Annotated in this window: 19 protein-coding genes; 7 read left to right on the top strand and 12 right to left on the bottom strand. The window is 62.8% G+C overall.

Annotation, left to right across the window (positions count from 1 at the left end):
* Positions 1–10: 10 nt before the first annotated feature.
* Positions 11–331 carry a thioredoxin gene (gene trxA, locus LGT41_RS04560; RefSeq protein ID WP_274128895.1) on the top strand — a complete coding sequence of 107 codons (321 nt, stop codon included), beginning with the start codon at positions 11–13 and terminating at the stop codon, positions 329–331.
* Between the two features lie 287 nt (positions 332–618).
* On the opposite strand, the gene LGT41_RS04555 is transcribed toward trxA, so the two are convergent.
* The 5 genes from LGT41_RS04555 to LGT41_RS04535 all read right to left on the bottom strand — a co-directional run bounded on the left by LGT41_RS04555 (position 619) and on the right by LGT41_RS04535 (position 6,915).
* Positions 619–1,236 (bottom strand): LolA family protein, encoded by a 618-nt coding sequence (locus LGT41_RS04555; RefSeq protein ID WP_274128894.1) that lies wholly within the window; start codon positions 1,234–1,236, stop codon positions 619–621.
* A gap of 84 nt (positions 1,237–1,320) precedes the next feature.
* Positions 1,321–3,969, bottom strand: a complete 2,649-nt coding sequence (locus tag LGT41_RS04550) for an FtsK/SpoIIIE family DNA translocase (RefSeq protein ID WP_274128893.1) — start codon at positions 3,967–3,969, stop codon at positions 1,321–1,323.
* Between the two features lie 15 nt (positions 3,970–3,984).
* Positions 3,985–5,181 carry an aminotransferase class I/II-fold pyridoxal phosphate-dependent enzyme gene (locus LGT41_RS04545; protein WP_274128892.1) on the bottom strand — a complete coding sequence of 399 codons (1,197 nt, stop codon included), beginning with the start codon at positions 5,179–5,181 and terminating at the stop codon, positions 3,985–3,987.
* A gap of 80 nt (positions 5,182–5,261) precedes the next feature.
* Entirely contained in the window at positions 5,262–5,591 is a 330-nt protein-coding gene (locus LGT41_RS04540) for a DMT family transporter (protein WP_274128891.1), read from the bottom strand.
* A gap of 4 nt (positions 5,592–5,595) precedes the next feature.
* A complete protein-coding gene (locus LGT41_RS04535) occupies positions 5,596–6,915 on the bottom strand; it encodes an amidase (protein ID WP_274128890.1) in 1,320 nt (439 codons plus the stop codon).
* 85 nt (positions 6,916–7,000) lie between these two features.
* Between LGT41_RS04535 and LGT41_RS04530 the strand changes: the two genes are divergently transcribed.
* Together LGT41_RS04530 and LGT41_RS04525 are read left to right on the top strand one after the other, a co-directional pair.
* A complete protein-coding gene (locus tag LGT41_RS04530; protein WP_274128889.1) occupies positions 7,001–8,221 on the top strand; it encodes a UbiH/UbiF/VisC/COQ6 family ubiquinone biosynthesis hydroxylase in 1,221 nt (406 codons plus the stop codon).
* 18 nt (positions 8,222–8,239) lie between these two features.
* Positions 8,240–8,656, top strand: coding sequence for a hypothetical protein (locus LGT41_RS04525; protein ID WP_274128888.1), 417 nt, complete (start codon positions 8,240–8,242; stop codon positions 8,654–8,656).
* A gap of 58 nt (positions 8,657–8,714) precedes the next feature.
* Here LGT41_RS04525 and LGT41_RS04520 read toward each other — a convergent pair whose 3' ends face one another.
* From LGT41_RS04520 to ubiG, 4 genes are all read right to left on the bottom strand, one after another.
* Positions 8,715–9,032 (bottom strand): hypothetical protein, encoded by a 318-nt coding sequence (locus tag LGT41_RS04520; RefSeq protein ID WP_274128887.1) that lies wholly within the window; start codon positions 9,030–9,032, stop codon positions 8,715–8,717.
* A gap of 61 nt (positions 9,033–9,093) precedes the next feature.
* A complete protein-coding gene (locus LGT41_RS04515) occupies positions 9,094–9,831 on the bottom strand; it encodes an FkbM family methyltransferase (RefSeq protein WP_274128886.1) in 738 nt (245 codons plus the stop codon).
* 58 nt (positions 9,832–9,889) lie between these two features.
* On the bottom strand, positions 9,890–10,465 hold the full coding sequence (locus LGT41_RS04510) for an ActR/PrrA/RegA family redox response regulator transcription factor (protein WP_274128885.1): 576 nt from the start codon (positions 10,463–10,465) through the stop codon (positions 9,890–9,892).
* A gap of 64 nt (positions 10,466–10,529) precedes the next feature.
* Positions 10,530–11,276, bottom strand: a complete 747-nt coding sequence (gene ubiG, locus LGT41_RS04505; protein WP_274128884.1) for a bifunctional 2-polyprenyl-6-hydroxyphenol methylase/3-demethylubiquinol 3-O-methyltransferase UbiG — start codon at positions 11,274–11,276, stop codon at positions 10,530–10,532.
* A 66-nt stretch (positions 11,277–11,342) separates the two neighbouring features.
* Here ubiG and pip point away from each other — a divergent pair, with 66 nt between their 5' ends.
* The 4 genes from pip to LGT41_RS04485 all read left to right on the top strand — a co-directional run bounded on the left by pip (position 11,343) and on the right by LGT41_RS04485 (position 15,987).
* Positions 11,343–12,332 carry a prolyl aminopeptidase gene (gene pip, locus LGT41_RS04500; RefSeq protein WP_420720201.1) on the top strand — a complete coding sequence of 330 codons (990 nt, stop codon included), beginning with the start codon at positions 11,343–11,345 and terminating at the stop codon, positions 12,330–12,332.
* 109 nt (positions 12,333–12,441) lie between these two features.
* Positions 12,442–13,398: an ABC transporter permease gene (locus LGT41_RS04495; RefSeq protein ID WP_274128883.1), complete on the top strand. Its 957-nt coding sequence runs from the start codon at positions 12,442–12,444 to the stop codon at positions 13,396–13,398.
* Positions 13,395–14,333: an ABC transporter permease gene (locus tag LGT41_RS04490; RefSeq protein ID WP_274128882.1), complete on the top strand. Its 939-nt coding sequence runs from the start codon at positions 13,395–13,397 to the stop codon at positions 14,331–14,333. The genes LGT41_RS04495 and LGT41_RS04490 overlap by 4 nt, the downstream gene beginning before the upstream one ends.
* Positions 14,334–14,337: 4 nt before the next feature.
* The gene (locus LGT41_RS04485) at positions 14,338–15,987 is read left to right on the top strand and encodes an ABC transporter ATP-binding protein (RefSeq protein WP_274128881.1); all 1,650 of its coding nucleotides are present in this window, start codon (positions 14,338–14,340) and stop codon (positions 15,985–15,987) included.
* Positions 15,988–16,125: 138 nt separating this feature from the next.
* On the opposite strand, the gene LGT41_RS04480 is transcribed toward LGT41_RS04485, so the two are convergent.
* From LGT41_RS04480 to ilvD, 3 genes are all read right to left on the bottom strand, one after another.
* The gene (locus tag LGT41_RS04480) at positions 16,126–18,147 is read right to left on the bottom strand and encodes an NADPH-dependent 2,4-dienoyl-CoA reductase (protein ID WP_274128880.1); all 2,022 of its coding nucleotides are present in this window, start codon (positions 18,145–18,147) and stop codon (positions 16,126–16,128) included.
* A 69-nt stretch (positions 18,148–18,216) separates the two neighbouring features.
* The gene (locus LGT41_RS04475; RefSeq protein ID WP_274128879.1) at positions 18,217–18,852 is read right to left on the bottom strand and encodes a hypothetical protein; all 636 of its coding nucleotides are present in this window, start codon (positions 18,850–18,852) and stop codon (positions 18,217–18,219) included.
* Complete coding sequence (gene ilvD, locus LGT41_RS04470; protein WP_274128878.1) at positions 18,839–20,572, bottom strand: dihydroxy-acid dehydratase; 1,734 nt, start codon at positions 20,570–20,572, stop codon at positions 18,839–18,841. Before ilvD ends, LGT41_RS04475 begins: the two co-directional genes overlap by 14 nt.
* Between the last annotated feature and the right edge of the window lie 8 nt (positions 20,573–20,580).

Below are 20,580 nucleotides of genomic sequence, written 5' to 3'. Positions count from 1 at the left end.
GAGAGCCCCAATGGCCAGCGTTGCCGTATCCGATGCCACTTTCGAAGCCGAAGTCCTGAATTCCGACATCCCCGTTCTGGTGGATTTCTGGGCGGAATGGTGCGGCCCCTGCAAGCAGATCGGCCCGGCGCTGGAAGAAATTTCCGAGGAACTGGCCGGGCAGATCAAGATCGCCAAGGTCGATATCGAGGAAAACCCCGGCACGCCCAGCGCACTCGGCGTGCGCGGCATTCCGGCGCTGTTCCTGTTCAAAGACGGCAAGGTCATCGCCAACAAGGCGGGAGCAGCCCCGAAGGCGAGCCTGAAAAGCTGGATCGAATCCTCGATCTGAGCAGAGTAGAAATGCGATTGAAACAGGCCGCTTTAGCGGCCTTTTCTGCACGCTATGGTCGGTTTTGGGCCCGTTTTGCGGTGATAATGTAACAGAAGATACAATATATCAACAAACCGCACAGCGACGAGCATTACCACGGGCATTGCCCTTGGGCCCACCCGTGGCCGCAGGTAATGGCATGATCAAATCACGCCGCCCCGGGCCTGACCCGGGACCTCGACCACAATGCGCAGAGGTCCCGGGTCAGGCCCGGGACGCGTTGGATGCTGTGTTGATGGTTGGCTTCAGCGGTTGCGCTGGAAGGTCGAGATATTATGCGCGATGTTGAAAATCCGCGTCTCAAACTGCGCTTCAGTGTCGATGGTTTCCAGAAACACATGCGTTTCAAGCCCGGTGCGGTCGGTCAGGATCCATTCGCGCAACGCCACCGGCTCGGTATCGAAAATCATCACCATCTGGCCATTTTCCGGCGCTTCCGGGTCAAAAAGGGTAATCTGCGCGCGGTTTTCAACCATATCGATACGCCGCACAAAGGGCGATGACGTGACATTGATTTCGCGCATCGACAGCAGTGAAAGCGGTGTCTGGCGTTGCGGATAACGCTGCGGTCCGGCGTTCGATTTGGCATCAAACACCGCCAGAGTCGTGCCATCGGCAATGATCAGCTGATCGGCGGGCGCATCAAACTCAAAGCGCATCTTGCCGGGTTTCAGCAAAAAGAAGGTGCCGGTCTGCTCGGTGCCGTCGGGGCTGGCCTGGCGAAAACGTGCGCGCACGCGGGTCAGCCCGTTCAGATAGGCGTTCAGCCCGTCGATCACGGCGTTTTGCGCCACGCCAATGCGGGGCAGGGCTGTGGCAAGGGCAAGGCCGGTCGCGGCCGTCAGAAAGTGGCGTCTGTCCATAACTCTAATTTAACCTTGCCTGTTCATCGTTGCACTGCACGAAACCGAGAACGCGCGTAAATCCGCCGCGTGTTGATAGCCGCATCACCCTTCAGGCACAAGTATTTCACGCTTGCCCACATGGTTGGCAGGCGAAACTATGCCGCTATCTTCCATTTGCTCGACCAGCCGCGCCGCCTTGTTATAGCCAATGGCCAGTTTGCGCTGGATATAGGAGGTGGAGCATTTCCGGTCGCGCGCGACAATCGCCACGGCCATATCGTAAAGCTGGTCTTCGCTGTTGCTGCCATCGCTCAGCCCAAGCACGAGGTCGATATTGTTCTCGGTATCGCCATCCGGCCCTTCGACCACGCCCGACACATATTCGGGGCTGCCCTGGGCTTTGAGGAAGTTGACGATTTCCTCGACCTCTTCATCCGACACAAACGGCCCATGCACGCGGGTAATACGCCCGCCACCGGCCATATAAAGCATATCGCCCATGCCGAGCAGTTGTTCGGCCCCCATTTCACCCAGAATCGTGCGGCTGTCGATCTTGCTGGTCACCTGAAACGAAATCCGCGTCGGGAAGTTCGCCTTGATCGTGCCGGTGATCACATCGACCGAGGGGCGCTGCGTGGCCATGATCAGGTGGATTCCGCTCGCGCGCGCCATCTGCGCCAACCGCTGGATGCAGGCCTCGATCTCCTTGCCCGCGACCATCATCAAATCGGCCATCTCATCGACGATCACCACGATATAGGGCATCTTTTCGGGGGTGAAGTCTTCGGTCTCGAAAACCGGCTCGCCGGTCGTGTCATCAAAGCCGGTTTGCACGGTGCGGGTAAAAGCCTCGCCCTTGTCCAGCGCCTCGGACACGCGGCCATTGTAACCGTCGATGTTGCGCACGCCCATTTTGGACATCTTGCGATAGCGTTCCTCCATTTCCGCCACCACCCATTTCAGGGCGACAACCGCTTTCTTCGGGTCGGTCACAACGGGGGAAAGCAGGTGCGGGATGCCGTCATAGACCGACAGTTCCAGCATTTTCGGGTCGATCATGATCAGGCGGCATTCATCGGGGCGCAGCTGGTAGAGCAGCGACAGGATCATCGTGTTGATCGCCACCGATTTGCCCGAACCCGTGGTGCCGGCAATCAGCAAATGCGGCATTCGCGCAAGGTTGGCCACCACGGGCTCGCCGCCAATATCCTTACCAAGGGCCAGCGGAAGCTGGTGCGTGCTGTCACCATAGGCGCGCGCGGCCAGAATTTCGCGCAGCAGCACCTTTTCGCGGTGCGCATTGGGCAATTCGATGCCAATGACCGACCGGCCCGGAATGGTAGACACGCGCGCCGCCAGCGCCGACATGGAGCGCGCGATATCATCGGCCAGGCCAATCACCCGGCTGGCCTTCAGCCCGGCCGCCGGCTCCAGCTCATACATGGTGACAACCGGGCCGGGGCGGACCGAAACGATTTCGCCCTTCACGCCATAATCATCAAGCACGCTTTCCAGCATACGGGCGTTTTCCTGCAAGGCATCATCGGAAAGCTGCGCACGCACAATGGTCTTGGGGTTTTCCAGCAGCGAAAGCGGCGGAATATCGTATTGCTCGGCGGCGGAGTCTTCCAGCGCCAGGCGCGGCTGGGCCTCGGCCCTTGCGCGGGCAGATTGCGGGGCGGGTTTGGGCGACGGGTGCTGCACCAAAGGTTCGACGCGCTTATGCACCACCGAAGGGGCGGGCGCATCGGCTGTATCGTCCAGCACATCATCATCGTCAAACACATCGCCGGCGCGGTTGACGCCTCCAAGCCGCAAGCGTGAAGGGCTTTGGCCATCGCTGCGCACGGCCGCAGCAACACGGCCCGCAAGCGAGCCGTCATCTTCACTGGCGCGCAATCCGGCCAGCCTTTCGCCAAAACGCCCGCCATCGCCTTCGCGGCTAAGTTCGGGTTCCAGCGCGCGCCGCTCGCGCCTTGCATCGCGCGCGCGCGCCGCCGCAGCCACACCGCTGCGCCCGGCCGTAATGGCGGCAACACCGGCCTGCTTTGCGCCGACATGCGCAGCCTTGGCCCCGCGCCCGGCCAGAAAGGCCAGCGCGGTCATCAGCGCGGCGATCAGCCAGATCAGCCCGCGTTTCATGATATGCAGCAGGGCGCGCAGCTCGGCCCCGGTCATGCCGATGGCCAGTGCAAACAGCCCCACAAGCAGCAGCGCCAGGCTGCCCGAAGCAACCTTCACCGCCAGGCCAAGCTCCAGCGGGATCAGCGGCAATATCCATTCCAGCACCGAATCGCCCAGCATTCCGCCAAGGCTGTAAACCGGCTGCCAGCCGGCAGGCGGCACATGGGTGGCAAGGTAGATGGGGGCCAACAGCACCACCGGCACAATGAAAATCAGCCGGGGCAGCATTTTGCGGCTGGCCCGGTGCATCAGAATGCGCATACCCCAGGCCGCGGCAAGCAGCACCAGCGACCATGCGCCCAGCCCCAGCACCCGGTGCAAGGTATCGGCCCCATAGGCGCCGATCAGCCCCAGCCTGTTTTGCGCTTCGGCATCGGTATTGACGAAAAACGACGGGTCGGAGGCATCATAGCTGGCCAGCGCCAGTGCAATTGCGAATGCCAGCACCAGCAGGCACAGGCCCGCAAATTCCGCCAGCCGCTTGCGCAAAGCGGCTTCGGTTTTGCTTTCGACCAGCCGTTCGCGGCGGCGGCGGGGTTTGCGGGCGTTGGAAACTGCCATAGCCATGTATTTACTTCGTTCCTAACCTTCATACAGGCAGGCGCGTATTGCGCCAAGCCCGCGTTCGATATCGTTAATGGGGGCGACAAGCGCAACACGGATATAGCCCTGCCCCGGATTGCCACCGCCAAGGCTGGCATGGTTTTCATTGGCCAGATAGCGCCCGGGCAGCACGCGCACCCCATGCGTGACCCAAAGTTTCAGCGCGGCGGCCTCGTCATCTTGCACCGGCAACCACAGGAAGAACCCGGCATCGGGCGTGCGCAGCCCGGCAATATTGCCAAGCATCCTGTCGGCCATGTCGAATTTGGCGGCATAAAGCGCGCGGTTTTCGGCGGCATGGGCATCATCGGCCCAAACGGCGGCAGAAACCTTCTGGATGGGCAGCGGCAAGGGCGCACCGCCATAGGCGCGCAGCTGTTTGAGCTGCGCGATATTCCTGGGCCCGCCCGCCACAAAGCCCGAGCGCAGCCCCGCAAGGTTGGAGCGTTTGGAGAGCGAGTGAAAGGCCAGCACCCGTTCGGGATTGGCGCCAATGGCCTGCGCAATTTCCAGCACGCCCGGTGGCGGGGCATGGCGGTAGATCTCGGCATAGCATTCATCGGCCAGCACGATGAAGTCGTGCCGTTCGGCCAGTGTCAGCAGCCCGGTCCAGTATTGCGCATCGGCCACCGCGCCCTGCGGGTTGGCGGGCGCGCAGATATAGGCAAGGCTGACACGGTCGAGCAATGCGGGCGGCAGGCTGGCATAATCGGGCAAGAATCCGGTTTCAGCGCGGGCGGGCACCATAATGGGCGCGGCCCCGGCGGCGCGCGCGGCGACCATGTAGCATTGGTAAAACGGGTTGGGCAGCAGCACGGCGGGCTGTGCGCCATTCTTGCCTTCGGGTGACAGCGCCAGCGCGGCATTGAACAGCCCCTCGCGCGTGCCGTTCAGCGGCAGGATGCGCGCACCGTCAAACCCCGTCACCCCATAGCGGCGGGTCAGCCATCCGGCTATCGCCTCCAGCAATTCCGGCGCGCCGTCATTCGGGGGGTAGCCACCGAATCCGGCCATATATTCGGCCATCAGCGGCGCCACGAAACCGGGGAACGGATGTGTCGGGTCGCCGATCGACATCGACAAAACCGCACCGCCTGCCGGATGGTCATCCAACAGCGCGCGCAAACGCGGAAACGGATACGCCGGCAATGCGGCGAAGCGGTCAGGATACTGCATGTAGCCTCGATTGCGGGGTCTGTTTGCCCCATTGCCCGCCAGTCTAACCGCTTGTGATGCTTGCGTAAAGCAAATCAGCCCTAATGGCCGGTTGTGCCTGAAAACACGTTCAGCACCAGCACGCCCGCCACAATCAGCCCGATGCCCAGCATGGCCCCGAAATCGAGCTTTTGTTGAAACACCACCAGCCCGATAAGCGTAACCAGCGCCACGCCCGCCCCCGACCAGATGGCATAGGCCACACCCACCGGCATGGTTTTCAGCACAATGGACAAAAAGTAAAAGGCCACGGCATAGCCAAGCAAGGTGACCAGCGCATAGCCCCAATGGGTCAGCCCATCCGAGGCCTTGAGCGCGCTCGTGCCGATCACCTCGCCGATAATGGCGAGCGTCAGAAGAATCCACTGCATTGTTTTACTCCATCAATCCGGCTTCTAATGCCGTGCCAAGCCGCAAAAGCGCGGCCTCGCAATGCGGGGGTGCCATTACCATCAGCCCGCAGTAATCGGTGCCGGTTGGCAGGGTCAGCGAACAGCCGCCCATCAGGTTGCCAATGCGGGTATTGCGCAGGGTCATCAGGTTGCGGGTATTGAAATAATCCGGCTCGGCCAGCAGGCGCGCGGCATCGGGCGGCAAAATGGGCGCGGTTGGGGCAAGCACCGCATCATAGCCCGCCGTTGCGGCTGCCCAGCCGGCACGCAATGCACGCAGCCGCGCCCAGGCGCGCAAATAGTCGCTGGCCGTGGCATCGCGCCCGCCGCGAAACCGCTCGCGCACATTGGCAAACATCGCATCGGGGTTCGCCTCGATCAGCGCGCCCCATTGCGCATAGGCTTCCGGTGCAAACAGAATGCCCGACAGCGCCAGCGCCTCATCGACCATTGGCAGGGCGGCGGTTTCAACCACCGCACCGGCGGCGGCAAGCCGCGCGATGCACGCCTCAAAGGCTGCGGGAATCGTCTCCTCGCAATCGGAAAGCGCCGGTTCACACACCAAAAGCCGCGCGCCGCGCAATGCCGTATCATTCAGGTCTACATGCGCGCCACCCATCGCCTGCCAGAGCAGCGCCGCATCCTCGACCGAATGGCACAGCGGGCCGATCGTGTCGAAACTGGCGCAAAGCGGCACGACACCGCCCATTGGCAGGCTGCCATGCGTGGTTTTCAGCCCGACAAGGTTGTTCCAGGCGGCAGGCACCCGCACCGAGCCGCCGGTATCCGAGCCGATGGCCGCTGCCGCCAGCCCCAAAGCCGCCGATACCGCCGCCCCGGAAGACGAGCCACCCGGCGTGCGATACGCCTCTATGGCATTGGGCGGCGTGGCGGTCATCGGGTTCAGGCCAAGGCCGGAAAAGGCAAGTTCCGTCATATGGGTCTTGCCAAGGCAAACCAGCCCGTTGGCGCTGGCATTGGCCAGAACGGCCGCATCGCGCGCCGGCACGCGGCCAGCCAGAAGCCTGCTGCCGGCCTCGGTTGCCACACCGGCCGAATCAAACAGGTCTTTCCAGCTGATCGGCACGCCGTCAAGCGGATGGCGGCGCAGGCCCGCGCGGGCGCGCGCGGCGGCGGCATCGGCTTCGGCCAGCGCGCGGCGTTCTGTCAGCCGCGCATAAATGCGGCCAGATTCGGGGTGGGCGGCGCTGCGGTCCAGATATTCACGCACCACTTCGCGCGCATCAAGCGCGCCGCTTTCAATGGCCCGCCCGGTTGCGGCGGCGGTTTTGGGCAGGTCCATAGCGCGCTCCTCTGGTCAAATTCTGCCGCAGCCTAATCGCTTTGTGCGGCATGGACAATTGCCGCCAAACCTTGATACTTGCGGCATGAGCAACCGGGTGATCATTGTTGGTGGCGGGCTGAACGGGGCGGCGCTTGCGCTGGCGCTGGCCAGCACGGGCCAGCCAAGCCTGCTGGTGGATGCCCTGCCGCCCGAAACCCGCGCCGACCCGGCCTTTGATGGCCGCGCCTATGCGCTGGCGCTAAGTTCGCAGCGGATGCTGGCGGCTTTGGGCCTGTGGCGAGAGCTGGCCAGCAAGGCCGAGCGGATTGCCCATGTAAAGGTTGCCGATGGCCGCCCGAACAGCGGCGTTTGCGGCCCGCATTTGCACTTCAATGCCGATGAGCTGGATGGCGAAGGCGCGGGCTTCATGCTTGAAGACCGGCACTTGCGCCCGGCGTTACTGGCCGCCATTGCCGGGCAAAAGCTGATCACACATTTGGCCCCGGCCAAGGTGGTCACCCAGAATAGTGGCCCCAATACCGCCTCCATCACGCTTGATGATGGCCGGAAGTTTGAAGGCGCCTTGCTGGTTGGTTGCGACGGGCGGGCAAGTGCGGTGGCGGCGCGGGCGGGCATTGCCCGGCAGGGGCATGATTATGGCCAGATCGCGCTGGTCTGCGCGCTGACCCATGAAAAACCCCATAACGGCACCGCCTATCAGCTGTTTCTGCCCGCCGGGCCGCTGGCGATTCTGCCGCTCAAAGGCAACCGCTGTTCGATTGTCTGGAGCGAAAGCGCCAGCCGTGCCACCGCAATTGCGGCACTGGATGATGCAGCCTATATGGCCGCCTTGCGCCCGGTCTTCGGCAATTTTCTGGGCGAAATCAGCCTGTGCGGCGCGCGCTTCTCCTACCCGCTCAGCCTGACGCTGGCCACCGAGCTGACCCGCCCGCGGCTTGCGCTTGTCGGAGATGCGGCGCATGGCATCCACCCGCTGGCCGGCCAGGGGCTGAACCTTGGCCTGCGCGATGTCGCCTCTTTGGCCGAGGTGATCAGCGATGCCACGCGGCGCGGCGAAGATATTGGCGGCGCGCTTGTTCTGGCGCGGTACGCGCGCTGGCGGCGCAGCGATATTGCCGCCAATTCGATTGTGACCGACGGGGTGAACCACCTGTTTTCCAACGATAACCCCATTCTGCGCGCCGGGCGCAGCCTTGGGCTTGGCGTGGTCAATGCCTGGCCCGGCCTGCGCCGCTATCTGATGGCCGAGGCCGCCGGCCTGCACGGAACCCTTCCCCGCCTGATGCAAGGTCAGGCGCTTTAACCTTCCTCAAAAGGATACATGATGTTTGTAACCCTCAAGATCTTTCATTTCATCGGGCTCATGCTGGGCGGGGGTGCCGGTTTCGGCCTCATGCTTCTGGCCCCGGCCCTGCGCCGCGCCGATGCGGCAGGCAAGGCCGCCCTTATGCCGCTGCGCCCGAAACTCGCCAATTTGGGGCTGCTCGGCATTGTCCTGCTCTGGATCAGCGGGCTGGGCATGGCCTTTATGGTGGGCAGCTATGGGCTGTCGGGCCTGTGGTTCGGGCTGAAAATGCTGGCCGCAGCCGGGGTTCTGGCGCTGGCGATATTCGGCTTTGTCATGCGCCGCCGTGCCGCCGCCGGGCAGGCCGTGCCCGCCTATGCCCTGAAAATCGGCATCCTCGCCTCGCCGCTGTCGGTGCTGGCGGTCATTCTGGCGGTATTGGCCTTCAACTAAGCAAAAAGCGCGGGCCGACCAGCCCGCGCTTTCATGGGTTCAGACCCGTGCGACGTGATCAATATACCCGCCACGAGCCCAATTCGCAGACGTTGAAACCAAAATTCGTAACCTCGTCGCCATCGGAAAACAGCGCGCGGAAATCATAGATGCAATAGCCGCTGCCATCATCGAAATTCAGCGTAAAATATCGACCACTTGGCAGGACTTCGCTTCCAAACCAGTCGCGGCCCCAGCTGTTCTGGTCGCGATTGGTGGCATAGAAATTGGTCATCGTGACATTGGTATCATTGATGATCTGCACCACACGGTTTTGTGCAAATGCACCGCTGAACAGGGCAGCAGCAAAGGTTAGGGCCAAAATGAAAATACGCATCGTTACCTCCAAAATGTGAACGCGATCATCATTGCTGGAAGTTTGAATTCCGTCAACGCTTTCAAGCGTCGGTCTTGCCGGAAAACGGGCGCAGAACCTCGTTGGGTTGCACGCGCCGAAACAGCACGACGGCACCGCAGGAATGGCGCGGGTCATAGGCAAAGCCGTGCGCGCCCATATGCGCAAACAGCGCCGCAATGCCCCCAAGCCCGGTGATATGGTCGTGAAGCTCGATATAGATCCGGTCGACGCCGCCAAGATCGGCATCGCCAAACAGCCATTTCTCGGCACCTTCGATATCGCAAATGATCAGGCTGACGGCTTCGCGCGCCAAAAAAGCGTTCAGGTTGACTACAGGCACGGCAATGGCCGCATCATAGGGCTCTGGCCCCGGTGCAAGGCTGCCCATCCAGAAATCGCGCCGCTGATAGAATTTCATGCTGGTTTCAGGCGCATTGCACAGAACCGCATTCACCCGTTCAACGCCTGTCACCTGGTTTTCGGCATGAAGCCGGGCCATGAAGGGCATCAAGGCCGGATTCGCCTCGAAGGCGAAAACCTTGGCCAGGCCGGGCTGGCGCGCCACAAGCGTTGAGATGAAGCCGATGCCGGCACCGATTTCCAGCACCACATCGCCAGGTGCAACAATCATGGGGATTTGCGCCGCCTCTTCCGCCTCGTAGCAGCCGGCGCGCAGGGCGGCGGCGATGGGCGGTGTGATGATCGCCGGATCATAGGGCACGCACACGCCCAGCGTGTGCAAATTGCGGGTTTTGGCAAGTTGAAGCGACTCGGTCATGCAGGCAACTTGCCAGACAACGGGCAATTGCGCTAGCAATTTCTACCAAGGGTTGCGCCTAGCGCGGGCTGCGCTTGGCCAGAATGCGTTGCAGGGTGCGCCGGTGCATGTTCAACCGCCGCGCGGTTTCGCTGACATTGCGGTCGCACAGCTCGAACACCCGCTGGATATGTTCCCAGCGCACCCGGTCGGCCGACATGGGGTTGTCGGGCGGGGCGGGCTTGTCATCGGGCAGCGACAGCAGGGCCGCGGTCACGTCATTAGCATCGGCCGGTTTGGACAGATAGTCGGTCGCGCCGATTTTTACCGCCGCCACGGCGCTGGCAATGGCGCCATAACCTGTCAGCACGACAATGCGCGCATCGGGGCGCAGGGCGCGCAGGGTTTCCACCACATCCAGCCCGTTGCCATCTTCCAAGCGCAAATCAAACACACCATAGGCGGGCGGGCGCTGGGCGATCAGCCGCTTGGCTTCGGCCACGGTTTCGGCGGTTTCAACGCTAAAGCCGCGCTTTTCCATTGCCCGCGCCAGACGGCGCAGAAACGGCTCGTCATCATCGAGCAGCAGTAGCGACGGGTCCGGCCCGATTTGCGCGGCCCGAAGCTCGTTTGCGGATTTCTCAGTTTCGGCCATGCCTGCCCTCGCGCGTTTTCTTCTTGATAAGCTGCGATGCACGCGGCGTCAAACGCAACCCTGTCTAGCGCGGCCTTATGCTGGCTGTCACATAGTTCACCGACAGGTCGCGCGCGGAAATCGACCAGCGCCAGCTTAGCGGGTTGAACACAAAGCCCTTGCGGTCCACCGGATCCAGCCCGGCGGTTTTCAGCAGGGCAAACAGCTCGTCAGGCGTAATAAACTTGGCCCAATCATGCGTGCCCCTGGGCAGCCAGCGCATGATATGCTCGGCCCCGACAATCGCCACCGCCCAGCTTTTGGGGTTGCGGTTGAGCGTGGAGCAGATCATCAGCCCGCCGGGGTTCAACAAATCGTGACAGGCGGCCAGATAGGCGGGCGGGCTGGCCACATGCTCGACCACTTCCATATTCAGCACCACGTCGAACCGCTCCCCCGCCGCAGCCAGGTCTTCGGCGGTGATATGGCGGTAATCTATGTCCAGCCCCATCGCCTGTGCATGGACCTGCGCCACCGGAATGTTGCGCGCAGCCGCATCGGCCCCCACAACGCTGGCCCCGAGCCGCGCCATCGGTTCTGACAAAAGCCCGCCGCCGCAGCCGATATCGAGCAGGCGCAACCCGTCAAACGGCTTGGGTGCCTTCAGATCGCGGCCAAATTCGGCGGCAATCTGGCTGGTGATGTAATCCAGCCGCACGGGGTTCATCATATGCAGCGGTTTGAACTTGCCGCCCTCATCCCACCATTCGGCGGCCATAGCTTCAAACTTCGCCACTTCGGCGGGGTCTATCGTGCTGTGCGTTGCGTTCATCCGATCAACCTGCCATGTTTTGGGAAAGCGAGCCATAACTTATGTTCCCGAGATAATCCGAGAGCGATGCCCGAACAAGTCGACAATCTGTCCACCCTGATCCGCCCGAAGCTGTTTGCTGCGCTCAGCCCCTATATGTCAACGCAACTCCGCGTCGGCGACGGGCACACGCTTTATGTCGAATGTTGCGGCAATCCCGATGGTATTCCCGTCATCGTGCTGCATGGTGGCCCCGGCGGCGGCTGCACGCCCTTCATGCGGCGCTATTTCGACCCGGCGCGGTTTCGCATCATCCTGTTCGATCAGCGCGGCTGTGGCCGCTCGACCCCCCATGCCAGCATCGAGAACAATACCAGCCAGCACCTTGTGGCCGATATCGAGCGGATCCGCGCGCATTTCGGCATAGAGAGCTGGATGCTGTTTGGCGGCTCCTGGGGGGCGACGCTGGCGCTGCTTTACGCCCAGGCCCATCCAATGCGCGTGCGCGCAATGGTGCTGCGCGGCGTGTTCACCATGACCCGGGCCGAGCTTGACTGGTTTTACGGCGGCGGTGCCGCCCGCTTCTGGCCCGATGCCTGGGACGCGTTCTGCGCGCCCATTCCGCAAGACGAGCGCGGCGACATGATCGCCGCCTATCGCAAACGCCTGTTCGGGGCCGACGAGGCTGCTGCCAGCCGCGCAGCCCTTGCCTGGACGGGCTGGGAAAATGCGCTGGCCTTTGCCTCATCCGATGGCAAAAGCCACGGCGGCAGCGCGCATTATGCCGGCGCCTTTGCCCGGATCGAGAACCATTACTTCCATCATGGCGGGTTTTTGCGCAGCGATGACCAGATCATGCAAGACATGCCGCGCATTGCCCATATTCCGGCCATTGTGGTGCAGGGCCGTTACGACATGATCTGCCCGCCGGTAACGGCGGCAAGGCTGGTTGCCGCCTGGCCCAGGGCCGAATTGCAGCTTGTCGGCATGTCGGGCCATGCCATGTCGGAACCAAAAATCACCGAGGCGCTTCTGGCTGCGGTCACGCGGCTGGGCGCCGGCCTGAACGGGCAATGAGATTTCAAAACTATTCGACAATGCGCAATAATGTGTTGCAGCCTGACGCATGGGCTGTAAACATAATGGCAAGGGCGGCACAAGTCTGCCCATATCGGGAGATTGAAACTTGAGTAGCGTGCTACGCATCGTCGCCCAGCGGCTAGGTCTGGGCCTTCTCACCCTGTTGGTCGTATCGGTTATCATCTTTGGCGCGGTCGAGCTTTTGCCCGGCGATTTTGCGCAAGAACGGCTAGGCCAGGCCGCAACGCCCGAAGCGGTCGACGCCATCCGCAAGCAACTCGGCCTCGACCAACCCCCCGTTACCCGCTATTTCCAGTGGCTTGGTGCGGCCCTGCAGGGCGATTTTGGCGTGTCCTTCGGCAATAACCGCCCGGTGGCCAGCCAGCTTGCCCCGCGTTTTGCAAATACGCTGTTTCTGGCCATGCTCGCGGCGGCCATTGCCGTGCCACTGGCGCTGACCATCGGCATTCTGGCGGCACTCTATCGCAATTCGATCTTCGATCGGGTGGCCAATGTCGGCACGCTGGCCTCTATTTCCAGCCCGGAATTCTTTGTCGCCTATATGCTGATCCTGTTCTTTGCGGTGCTGAACCCCTGGCTGCCCTCGATCTCGAACATCCATGCCGGCATGGGCTTTGGCGCAAAGGCCTATGCCTCGCTGCTGCCCGCGCTGACCCTTACGCTTGTCGTGACCGCGCATATGATGCGCATGACCCGCGCGGCCATCATCAACCTGCTCGCCAGCCCCTATATCGAAATGGCGCGGCTGAAGGGCGTGAAGCCCTTGCGCATCATCACCCGCCACGCGCTGCCCAATGCGCTTGCGCCCATCATCAACGTGGTGGCGCTCAACCTTGCCTATCTGATCACCGGCGTTGTGGTGGTCGAGGTGGTGTTCGTCTATCCCGGTGTCGGGCAATTGTTTGTCGATAGTGTGAAGCGCCGCGATATTCCGATTGTGCAGGCAAGCTGCCTGATCTTTGCCGCCGCCTATATCCTGCTGAATCTTACAGCCGATATCATGTCGATCCTGTCCAATCCGCGGCTGAGGCACCCGAAATGATGACATTGCTCTATATCGCGCTCACCATTGCGGGCTGCATCGCGCTGGCTTTCGCCTTTCGCCTGCTGGGCCGCTCCGCGGGCACGGCCGCCAGCCGCAAGCTCTTTCGCCAGATGCCGCTGACCGCCGCCTTCGGCATATTCGTCATTCTGCTCTATGCCATCGTCGCCATCGGCGCGCCGGTCATCGCACCCTATGGCGAGGCGCAGATATTCGCCGCCACCAACGCCTTTCCCGGTCAAGTCGAAGGCCATATCCTTGGCACCGACCAGATCGGCCGCGACCTGCTCACCCGCCTGATTTACGGCGCGCGCAACACGGTCGGCATCGCGCTCGTCACCGCGCTGCTCACCTTCGTGCTGGGGGCCACGCTTGGTTTTCTCGCCGCCACGCTGGGCGGTTGGGTTGATCAGTTGCTGAGCCGCACGGTTGATGTGCTTATGGCCATACCGCAGCTGATTTTCGCGCTGCTGCTCATCACCATCGTTGGGCAGTCGACCATCAACATGATCCTCATCCTTGCCGTGCTTGACAGCACGCGCGTGTTCCGGCTGGCGCGCGCGGTGGGTGTGAATATCGTGGTCATGGACTATATCGAGGCGGCAAAACTGCGTGGCGAAACCCTGCCTTACCTGATTTTCCGCGAAATTCTGCCCAATGCGGTGGCACCCCTGCTGGCCGAATTCGGCTTGCGCTTCTGCTTTGTGTTCCTGTCCATCGCCGCTTTGTCCTTCCTTGGTGTCGGCATCCAGCCACCCCTGGCCGACTGGGGCAGCATGGTGCGCGACCTGTCGGGCTTCATCAACTTCGCCAGCATCAATTTCAGCCTTGCCGCCCTGCCGCTGATGGCCGCCGGTGCCATTGCCTTGCTGACAATCGCGGTAAATTTCGTGGTCGACTGGATGCTGCACCGGTCCTCCGGCCTGAAGGAGTAAACCGATGAGCGACGATCTTTTGCTGAAAATCCGCGGGCTGCGTATCGAGGGCCGTTCCGATGAGAAATGGAATGAAATCGTTCATGGTGTCGACCTCGATCTGAAGCGCGGCGAGGTGCTGGGGCTGATCGGTGAATCCGGCGCCGGCAAATCGACCATCGGGCTTGCCGCAATGGGCTTCACCCGCGATGGCTGCCGCATTTCGGCAGGCTCGATCGAATTTGACGGTGTCAATCTCGCCAAGGTCAGCCGTGATCGGCGCCGCGCTTTGCTGGGCAAGCGCATCGCCTATGTGGCGCAATCGGCGGCGGCCAGCTTCAACCCCGCGCATCGCATCATCGATCAGCATACCGAAGCGCCCGTGCAGCACGGTGTGCGCAGCAAGTCGGATTCCGAGGCCGATGCGATGGAGCTTTACCGCCGTCTGCGCCTGCCCAACCCCGATGAGATCGGCTTTCGTTACCCGCATCAGGTTTCCGGTGGCCAGCTTCAGCGCGCCATGACGGCAATGGCCATGTCCTGCCGCCCGGACCTGATCATTTTCGATGAGCCGACGACCGCGCTCGATGTGACGACGCAAATCGAGGTGCTGGCCGCCATCCGCGACATTGTCGAGCAATTCGGCACCGCCGCCATCTACATCACCCATGACCTTGCGGTCGTGGCGCAAATGGCCGACCGGATCAAGGTGCTGCTGAAAGGCGACGAGGTCGAAGAGAACGACACCCGCACCATGCTGACCAGCCCGCGCGAGGATTACACCAAGTCGCTCTGGGCCGTGCGCAGCTTCGAGCGGCCCGCCAAGCCCGCCGTCATCAAGGCCAGCGTGCCGGTTGTGCGCGTGCAGAATGTCTCGGCCGCCTATGGCAAGGTGCCGGTGCTGCATGATGTGAGCTTTGACATCCATAAAGGCCGCACAGTGGCCGTGGTGGGCGAATCCGGCTCCGGCAAATCCACCGCCGCGCGCTGCATTACCGGGCTGTTGCCACCCACACGCGGCAGCATTGCCTTCAACGGTGAAGACCTGCCGCCAAGCTACAAAAGGCGCAACAAGGAACAGCTCCGCACCGCGCAGATGATCTATCAGATGGCCGATACCGCGCTGAACCCGCGCCAGAAGATCAAGGATATCATCGGCCGCCCGGTCGAGTTCTATCGCGGCCTGTCGGGCAAGGCGCGCAATGCCCGCGTGGCCGAACTGCTGGAACAGATCGAACTTGAGCCTGCGGAATATATGGAGCGCCTGCCCTCCGAACTGTCCGGCGGCCAGAAACAGCGCATCGGCATCGCGCGCGCGCTGGCCGCTGACCCCGAGTTCATCATCTGCGACGAGGTGACCAGCGCGCTCGACCAGCTTGTCGCCGAGGGCATCCTGAAGCTGCTGGCAAAACTGCAAGACGAGCTTGGCCTCGCCTATATGTTCATCACCCACGATCTTGCGACAGTGAAAGCCATTGCCGACGAGGTGGTGGTCATGAAAGATGGCCGTGTCGTGGAGATGGGCCCAAAGGCGGAAATGTTCCAACCCCCGCACCATGCCTATACCGACCTGCTGCTCTCCTCGGTGCCGGAAATGGACCCGGACTGGCTGACAAACCTGCTGGCCGAACGCGGTGTCGACAATATCGGCGACGCCGCCAGCGCCAAAATCTAGCGCCCCACCCCGCCGCAGCCGCAGATGCCTCCGGCGGGGATATTTTCAAGCAAAAGATGAGATGTGCCCTTCATCTTTTGCTCACAAATATCCCACGGGGGTCCGGGGGTGTGAAACCCCCGGCTAACAGCATCATTGCTAAAGCGTTGCCGCCAGTCGCGCGCCCTGGTCAATGGCGCGCTTGGCATCCAGTTCGCCGGCAAAATCGGCACCACCGATGATATGCGGGTTCTGGCCAGTGGCGACCAGCGCATCGGCCAGGCTGCGCTCGCTCACCTGCCCGGCACATAGCACAATCGTATCCGCCGCGATCAGGCGCAAATTCTCACGGGCCGCGCCGTCTGAGACCCATAGCCCGCCGGGGGTTATTTCCTCGTAATTCACCCCGCCGACCATCTGCACCTTCTTCATCTGCAATTGCGCACGGTGAATCCAGCCGGTGGTTTTGCCCAGACCCTTGCCCAGTTTCTGCGCCTTGCGTTGCAGCAATGTCACCTGCCGCGGCGATGCTTCGGGCTGCGGGCCTTCGGGGGCAAGCCCACCGCGGGTGAGCGCCGGATCACCCACACCCCATTCGCGCCGCCAGACTTCAAGGTCGAGCGTCGGGCTGTCTTCAACCGTCAGAAACTCGGCAACATCAAAACCAATGCCGCCCGCGCCGATGATCGCCACGCGCGCACCCACCCTGGCACCGCGCAGCACTTCGGCATAGCCCAGCACATGCGGCAGGTCTTGGCCCTTGATGGCAGGGTCGCGCGGGTTCACGCCCGTGGCGACAATCACCTCGTCAAACCCGGCAAGTGCCGCCACATCCGCCCGTGTGTTCAGCCGCAGATCGATGCCGCGTGCCGTCACCTCGCTGGTGAACCAGTCCACCAGCCCGTGAAACTCCTCTTTACCCGGCACCTGGCGGGCCAGATTGAGTTGGCCGCCAATGGCACCGGACGCCTCGAACAGCGCAACCTTGTGGCCACGCTCGGCCGCCACCAGCGCCGCCGACAGCCCGGCGGCCCCTGCGCCGACCACGGCAATGCGCTTGGGTGTGGCGCTGGGCGCATAGCTCAACTCCACCTCATGGCAGGCGCGCGGATTGACGAGGCAGCTTGTCAGCTTCATTGCAAATGTATGGTCCAGACAGGCCTGATTGCAGGCGATGCATGGCGCAATCCGCGCCGCTTGCCCGGCTTCGGCCTTGGCCACAAAGGCGGCATCGGCCAGAAAGGGCCGCGCCATCGACACCATATCGGCGCAGCCATCCGCCAGCACCGCTTCGGCCACATCGGGGGTATTGATGCGGTTGGAGGTGATCAGCGGAATGCCGACATGCCCCATCAGCCGCCTGGTGACCCAGGCAAAGGCCGCGCGCGGCACCGAGGTGGCAATGGTCGGGATCCGCGCCTCGTGCCAGCCAATGCCGGTATTGATCAGGCTGGCGCCCGCCGCCTCCACCGCCTGCGCAAGCTCGCGGATTTCCGCGAAGGTCTGGCCATTGGGAACAAGGTCGATCATCGACAGCCGGTAGATGAGGATGAAATCCCGGCCCACCGCTTCGCGCACACGGGCCACAACCTCGACCGGCAGGCGCATCCGCCTGGCCCATGACCCCCCCCAGTCATCGGTTCGCTTATTGGTATGGGTCACCAGAAACTGGTTCAGGAAATACCCTTCCGAACCCATGATCTCGACCCCGTCATAGCCCGCCTGGCGCGCGCGCACCGCCGCTGTGACCATGTCGGATATCTGCTTTTCTATGCCCGCCGCGTCCAGCTCTGCGGGCACAAAGGGCGATATGGGCGATTTGATCGGCGAAGGCGCCACGCATTTCGGGGAATAGGCATAGCGCCCGGCATGTAGAATTTGCATGGCGATCTTGCCACCCGCCGCGCGAACGGCATCGGTCACTTGTCTGTGGTTGGCGATGTCCTTGTCGCTGAACAGCCCGGCAGCGCCGGGCAGCACCGCGCCCTCGGCATTCGGGGCCATGCCGCCGGTGACGATCAGCGCCGCACCACCCGCCGCACGCTCGGCGTAAAAGGTGGCCACGCGGTTCCAGTCGCCAAGTTCTTCAAGCCCTGTATGCATCGAGCCCATCAGCACACGGTTTTTCAGCACCGTATGGCCAAGGTCGAGCGGGGCGAGCATATGGGGGTAATTCTTCATTCTGGCACCTGTTTCCTGTGCCACAATGGCAAAGCCACGGCGCGATGTCACGCCGCGACCTTGCGTTAGCTACAGGCGCGCGCCGGTGGCATTCGCCGCCTGCATGGCGGCCACAAAGCCTTCGGCCAGCGCGCGGGCCCGGGCTTCGCTGGCATCCGAGTTTGCAAAGGAATTGGCCGAAAGCGAGGCAAGGCGGCCATTCACCTCGGTGAAGGCGCGCCAGAAACGCTGGCTTAGCCCGGCGCCGGTTGGGGCGGCACGGTCCTGCACCAGAATATACAGCGCATCAGCCGTGCGATAGCTGCGCAGAATGCTCACCGCCGCCGGTTCGCGCCCCTTGCCAAGCGAGGGGAGCCCCGCCGGGCTGCGCAGAAATTCCTCCAGATCGGCCAAAGCCCCGCCCATGCCGCGTTCGCGCGCCCCGAGCAAGCCGCTGGGGGATACCGCCGCCACAAGCACGGCGGAAAGCGGCACATCGGCAATGGTGGCGCGCCCGGCCTCGGTCTGGTCGCAATCCGACAGAATCACGAACGCCCCGGCGCGGTTCTGTTCGCCCGTGCGCTCGTCGATACAAAAGCCGGGGGGGCCAGCCACGACAACCGGCACCCCGCCCGCCACGACAGAGGCGCTTGTGACAATGCCGCGCGTTGGTGAAAAACACGCCGCAAGCAGCGTGAAGCTCAGCAATAGGCTATAGATCCGCATAGGAATGTTTTTCCTTGGCACCGCCCGGATGGGTGACGGCGCCTTTATAGGTGGCCCCCACCTGCTGGGCGTATTTCCACAAAGCGCCCGAGGCATAGATCGTATCGCGCGGGCCGCGCCAAGCAGCCCGGCGCGCGGCCATGTCTTCATCCGATACGGCGACCGAAATTTCGCCCTTCACCGCGTCGAGCGTGATCAGATCGCCGTCTTGAACCAGCGCGATGGGGCCGCATTGCGCAGCCTCTGGCCCGACATGGCCCACGCAAAAGCCGCGCGTAGCACCGGAAAAGCGGCCATCGGTGATCAGCGCCACCTTCTTGCCCATGCCCTGGCCCGAAAGCGCCGCCGTGGTGGCCAGCATTTCGCGCATTCCAGGGCCGCCCGCCGGGCCTTCATTGCGAATGACGATCACTTCGCCTTCCTTGTAAGAGCGCGCCTTCACGGCTTCAAACGCGTCTTCCTCGCATTCAAACACCCGTGCGGGGCCGGTAAATACCTGCTCTTCGGCGCTCATGCCCGCGACCTTCACAATCGCACCTTCCGGGGCAAGGTTGCCCTTCAGGCCGACCACACCGCCGGTATTGGAAATCGGCGTGGCAACGGGGTAGATGACGCGGCCATCGGCCTCGCGCTCGATCAGGTCGATCTCCTCGCCAATCGTGCGGCCCGAGGCGGTCATGCACTCCTCGTGCAACAGCTTGGCCTTGCGCAATTCTTTCATGACAACCGGCACGCCGCCGGCTTCATACAGGTCTTTGGCCACATATTGCCCGCCCGGCTTGAGGTCGACGAAATAGGGCGTGTCGCGGAAAATATCGCAGACATCCTGCAAGAAAAACTCCAGCCCCGCCTCGTGTGCAATGGCGGGCAGATGCAGGCCCGCATTGGTTGACCCGCCCGTGCAGGCCACAATACGCGCGGCATTTTCAAGCGATTTCAGCGTGACGATATCGCGTGCGCGGATGTTCTTTTCCAGCAGGTTCATCACCGCTTGGCCCGAAGCCTCGCCATAGGCATCGCGGCTTTCATAAGGCGCGGGCGCACCGGCCGAGTTGAACAGCGCAAGGCCTATGGCTTCCGACACACAGGCCATCGTATTGGCGGTGAACTGGCCACCACAGGCCCCGGCGCTGGGGCAGGCAACACGTTCCAGCGCATCCAGTTCCGCGTCGGAATTGGCGCCGGCCTGGTGGCGGCCCACGGCCTCGAACACATCCTGCACGGTGACATCCTTGCCCTCATACCGGCCCGGCAGGATGGAGCCGCCGTAAAGAAAAACCGAAGGCACGTTCAGCCGCACCATAGCCATCATCATGCCCGGCAGGGATTTGTCGCAACCCGCAAGCCCGACAATGGCGTCATAGCAATGGCCGCGCATGGTCAGCTCCACCGTGTCGGCAATCGCCTCGCGGCTGGCAAGGCTGCTGCGCATTCCTTCATGGCCCATCGCAATCCCGTCGGTCACGGTGATGGTGGTGAATTCGCGCGGCGTGCCAAGGGCCGTGCGCACGCCCGCCTTGACCGATTGCGCCTGGCGGTTCAGCGCAATGTTACAAGGTGCCGCCTCGTTCCAGCAGGTGGCCACGCCCACCAAAGGCTGGTGGATTTCCGTTTCCGACAGGCCCATCGCGTAAAGATAGCTGCGATGCGGCGCACGCGCCGGCCCTTCGGTGACATGGCGCGAAGGAAGTCTGGACTTGTCAAAACGGCTGGTGGTCATGAGAGAAC

This window comes from Abyssibius alkaniclasticus, from assembly GCF_020447305.1.
Classification (GTDB): Bacteria; Pseudomonadota; Alphaproteobacteria; order Rhodobacterales; family Rhodobacteraceae; genus Abyssibius; species Abyssibius alkaniclasticus.
This window is presented reverse-complemented; position numbering and strand designations above follow the sequence as displayed.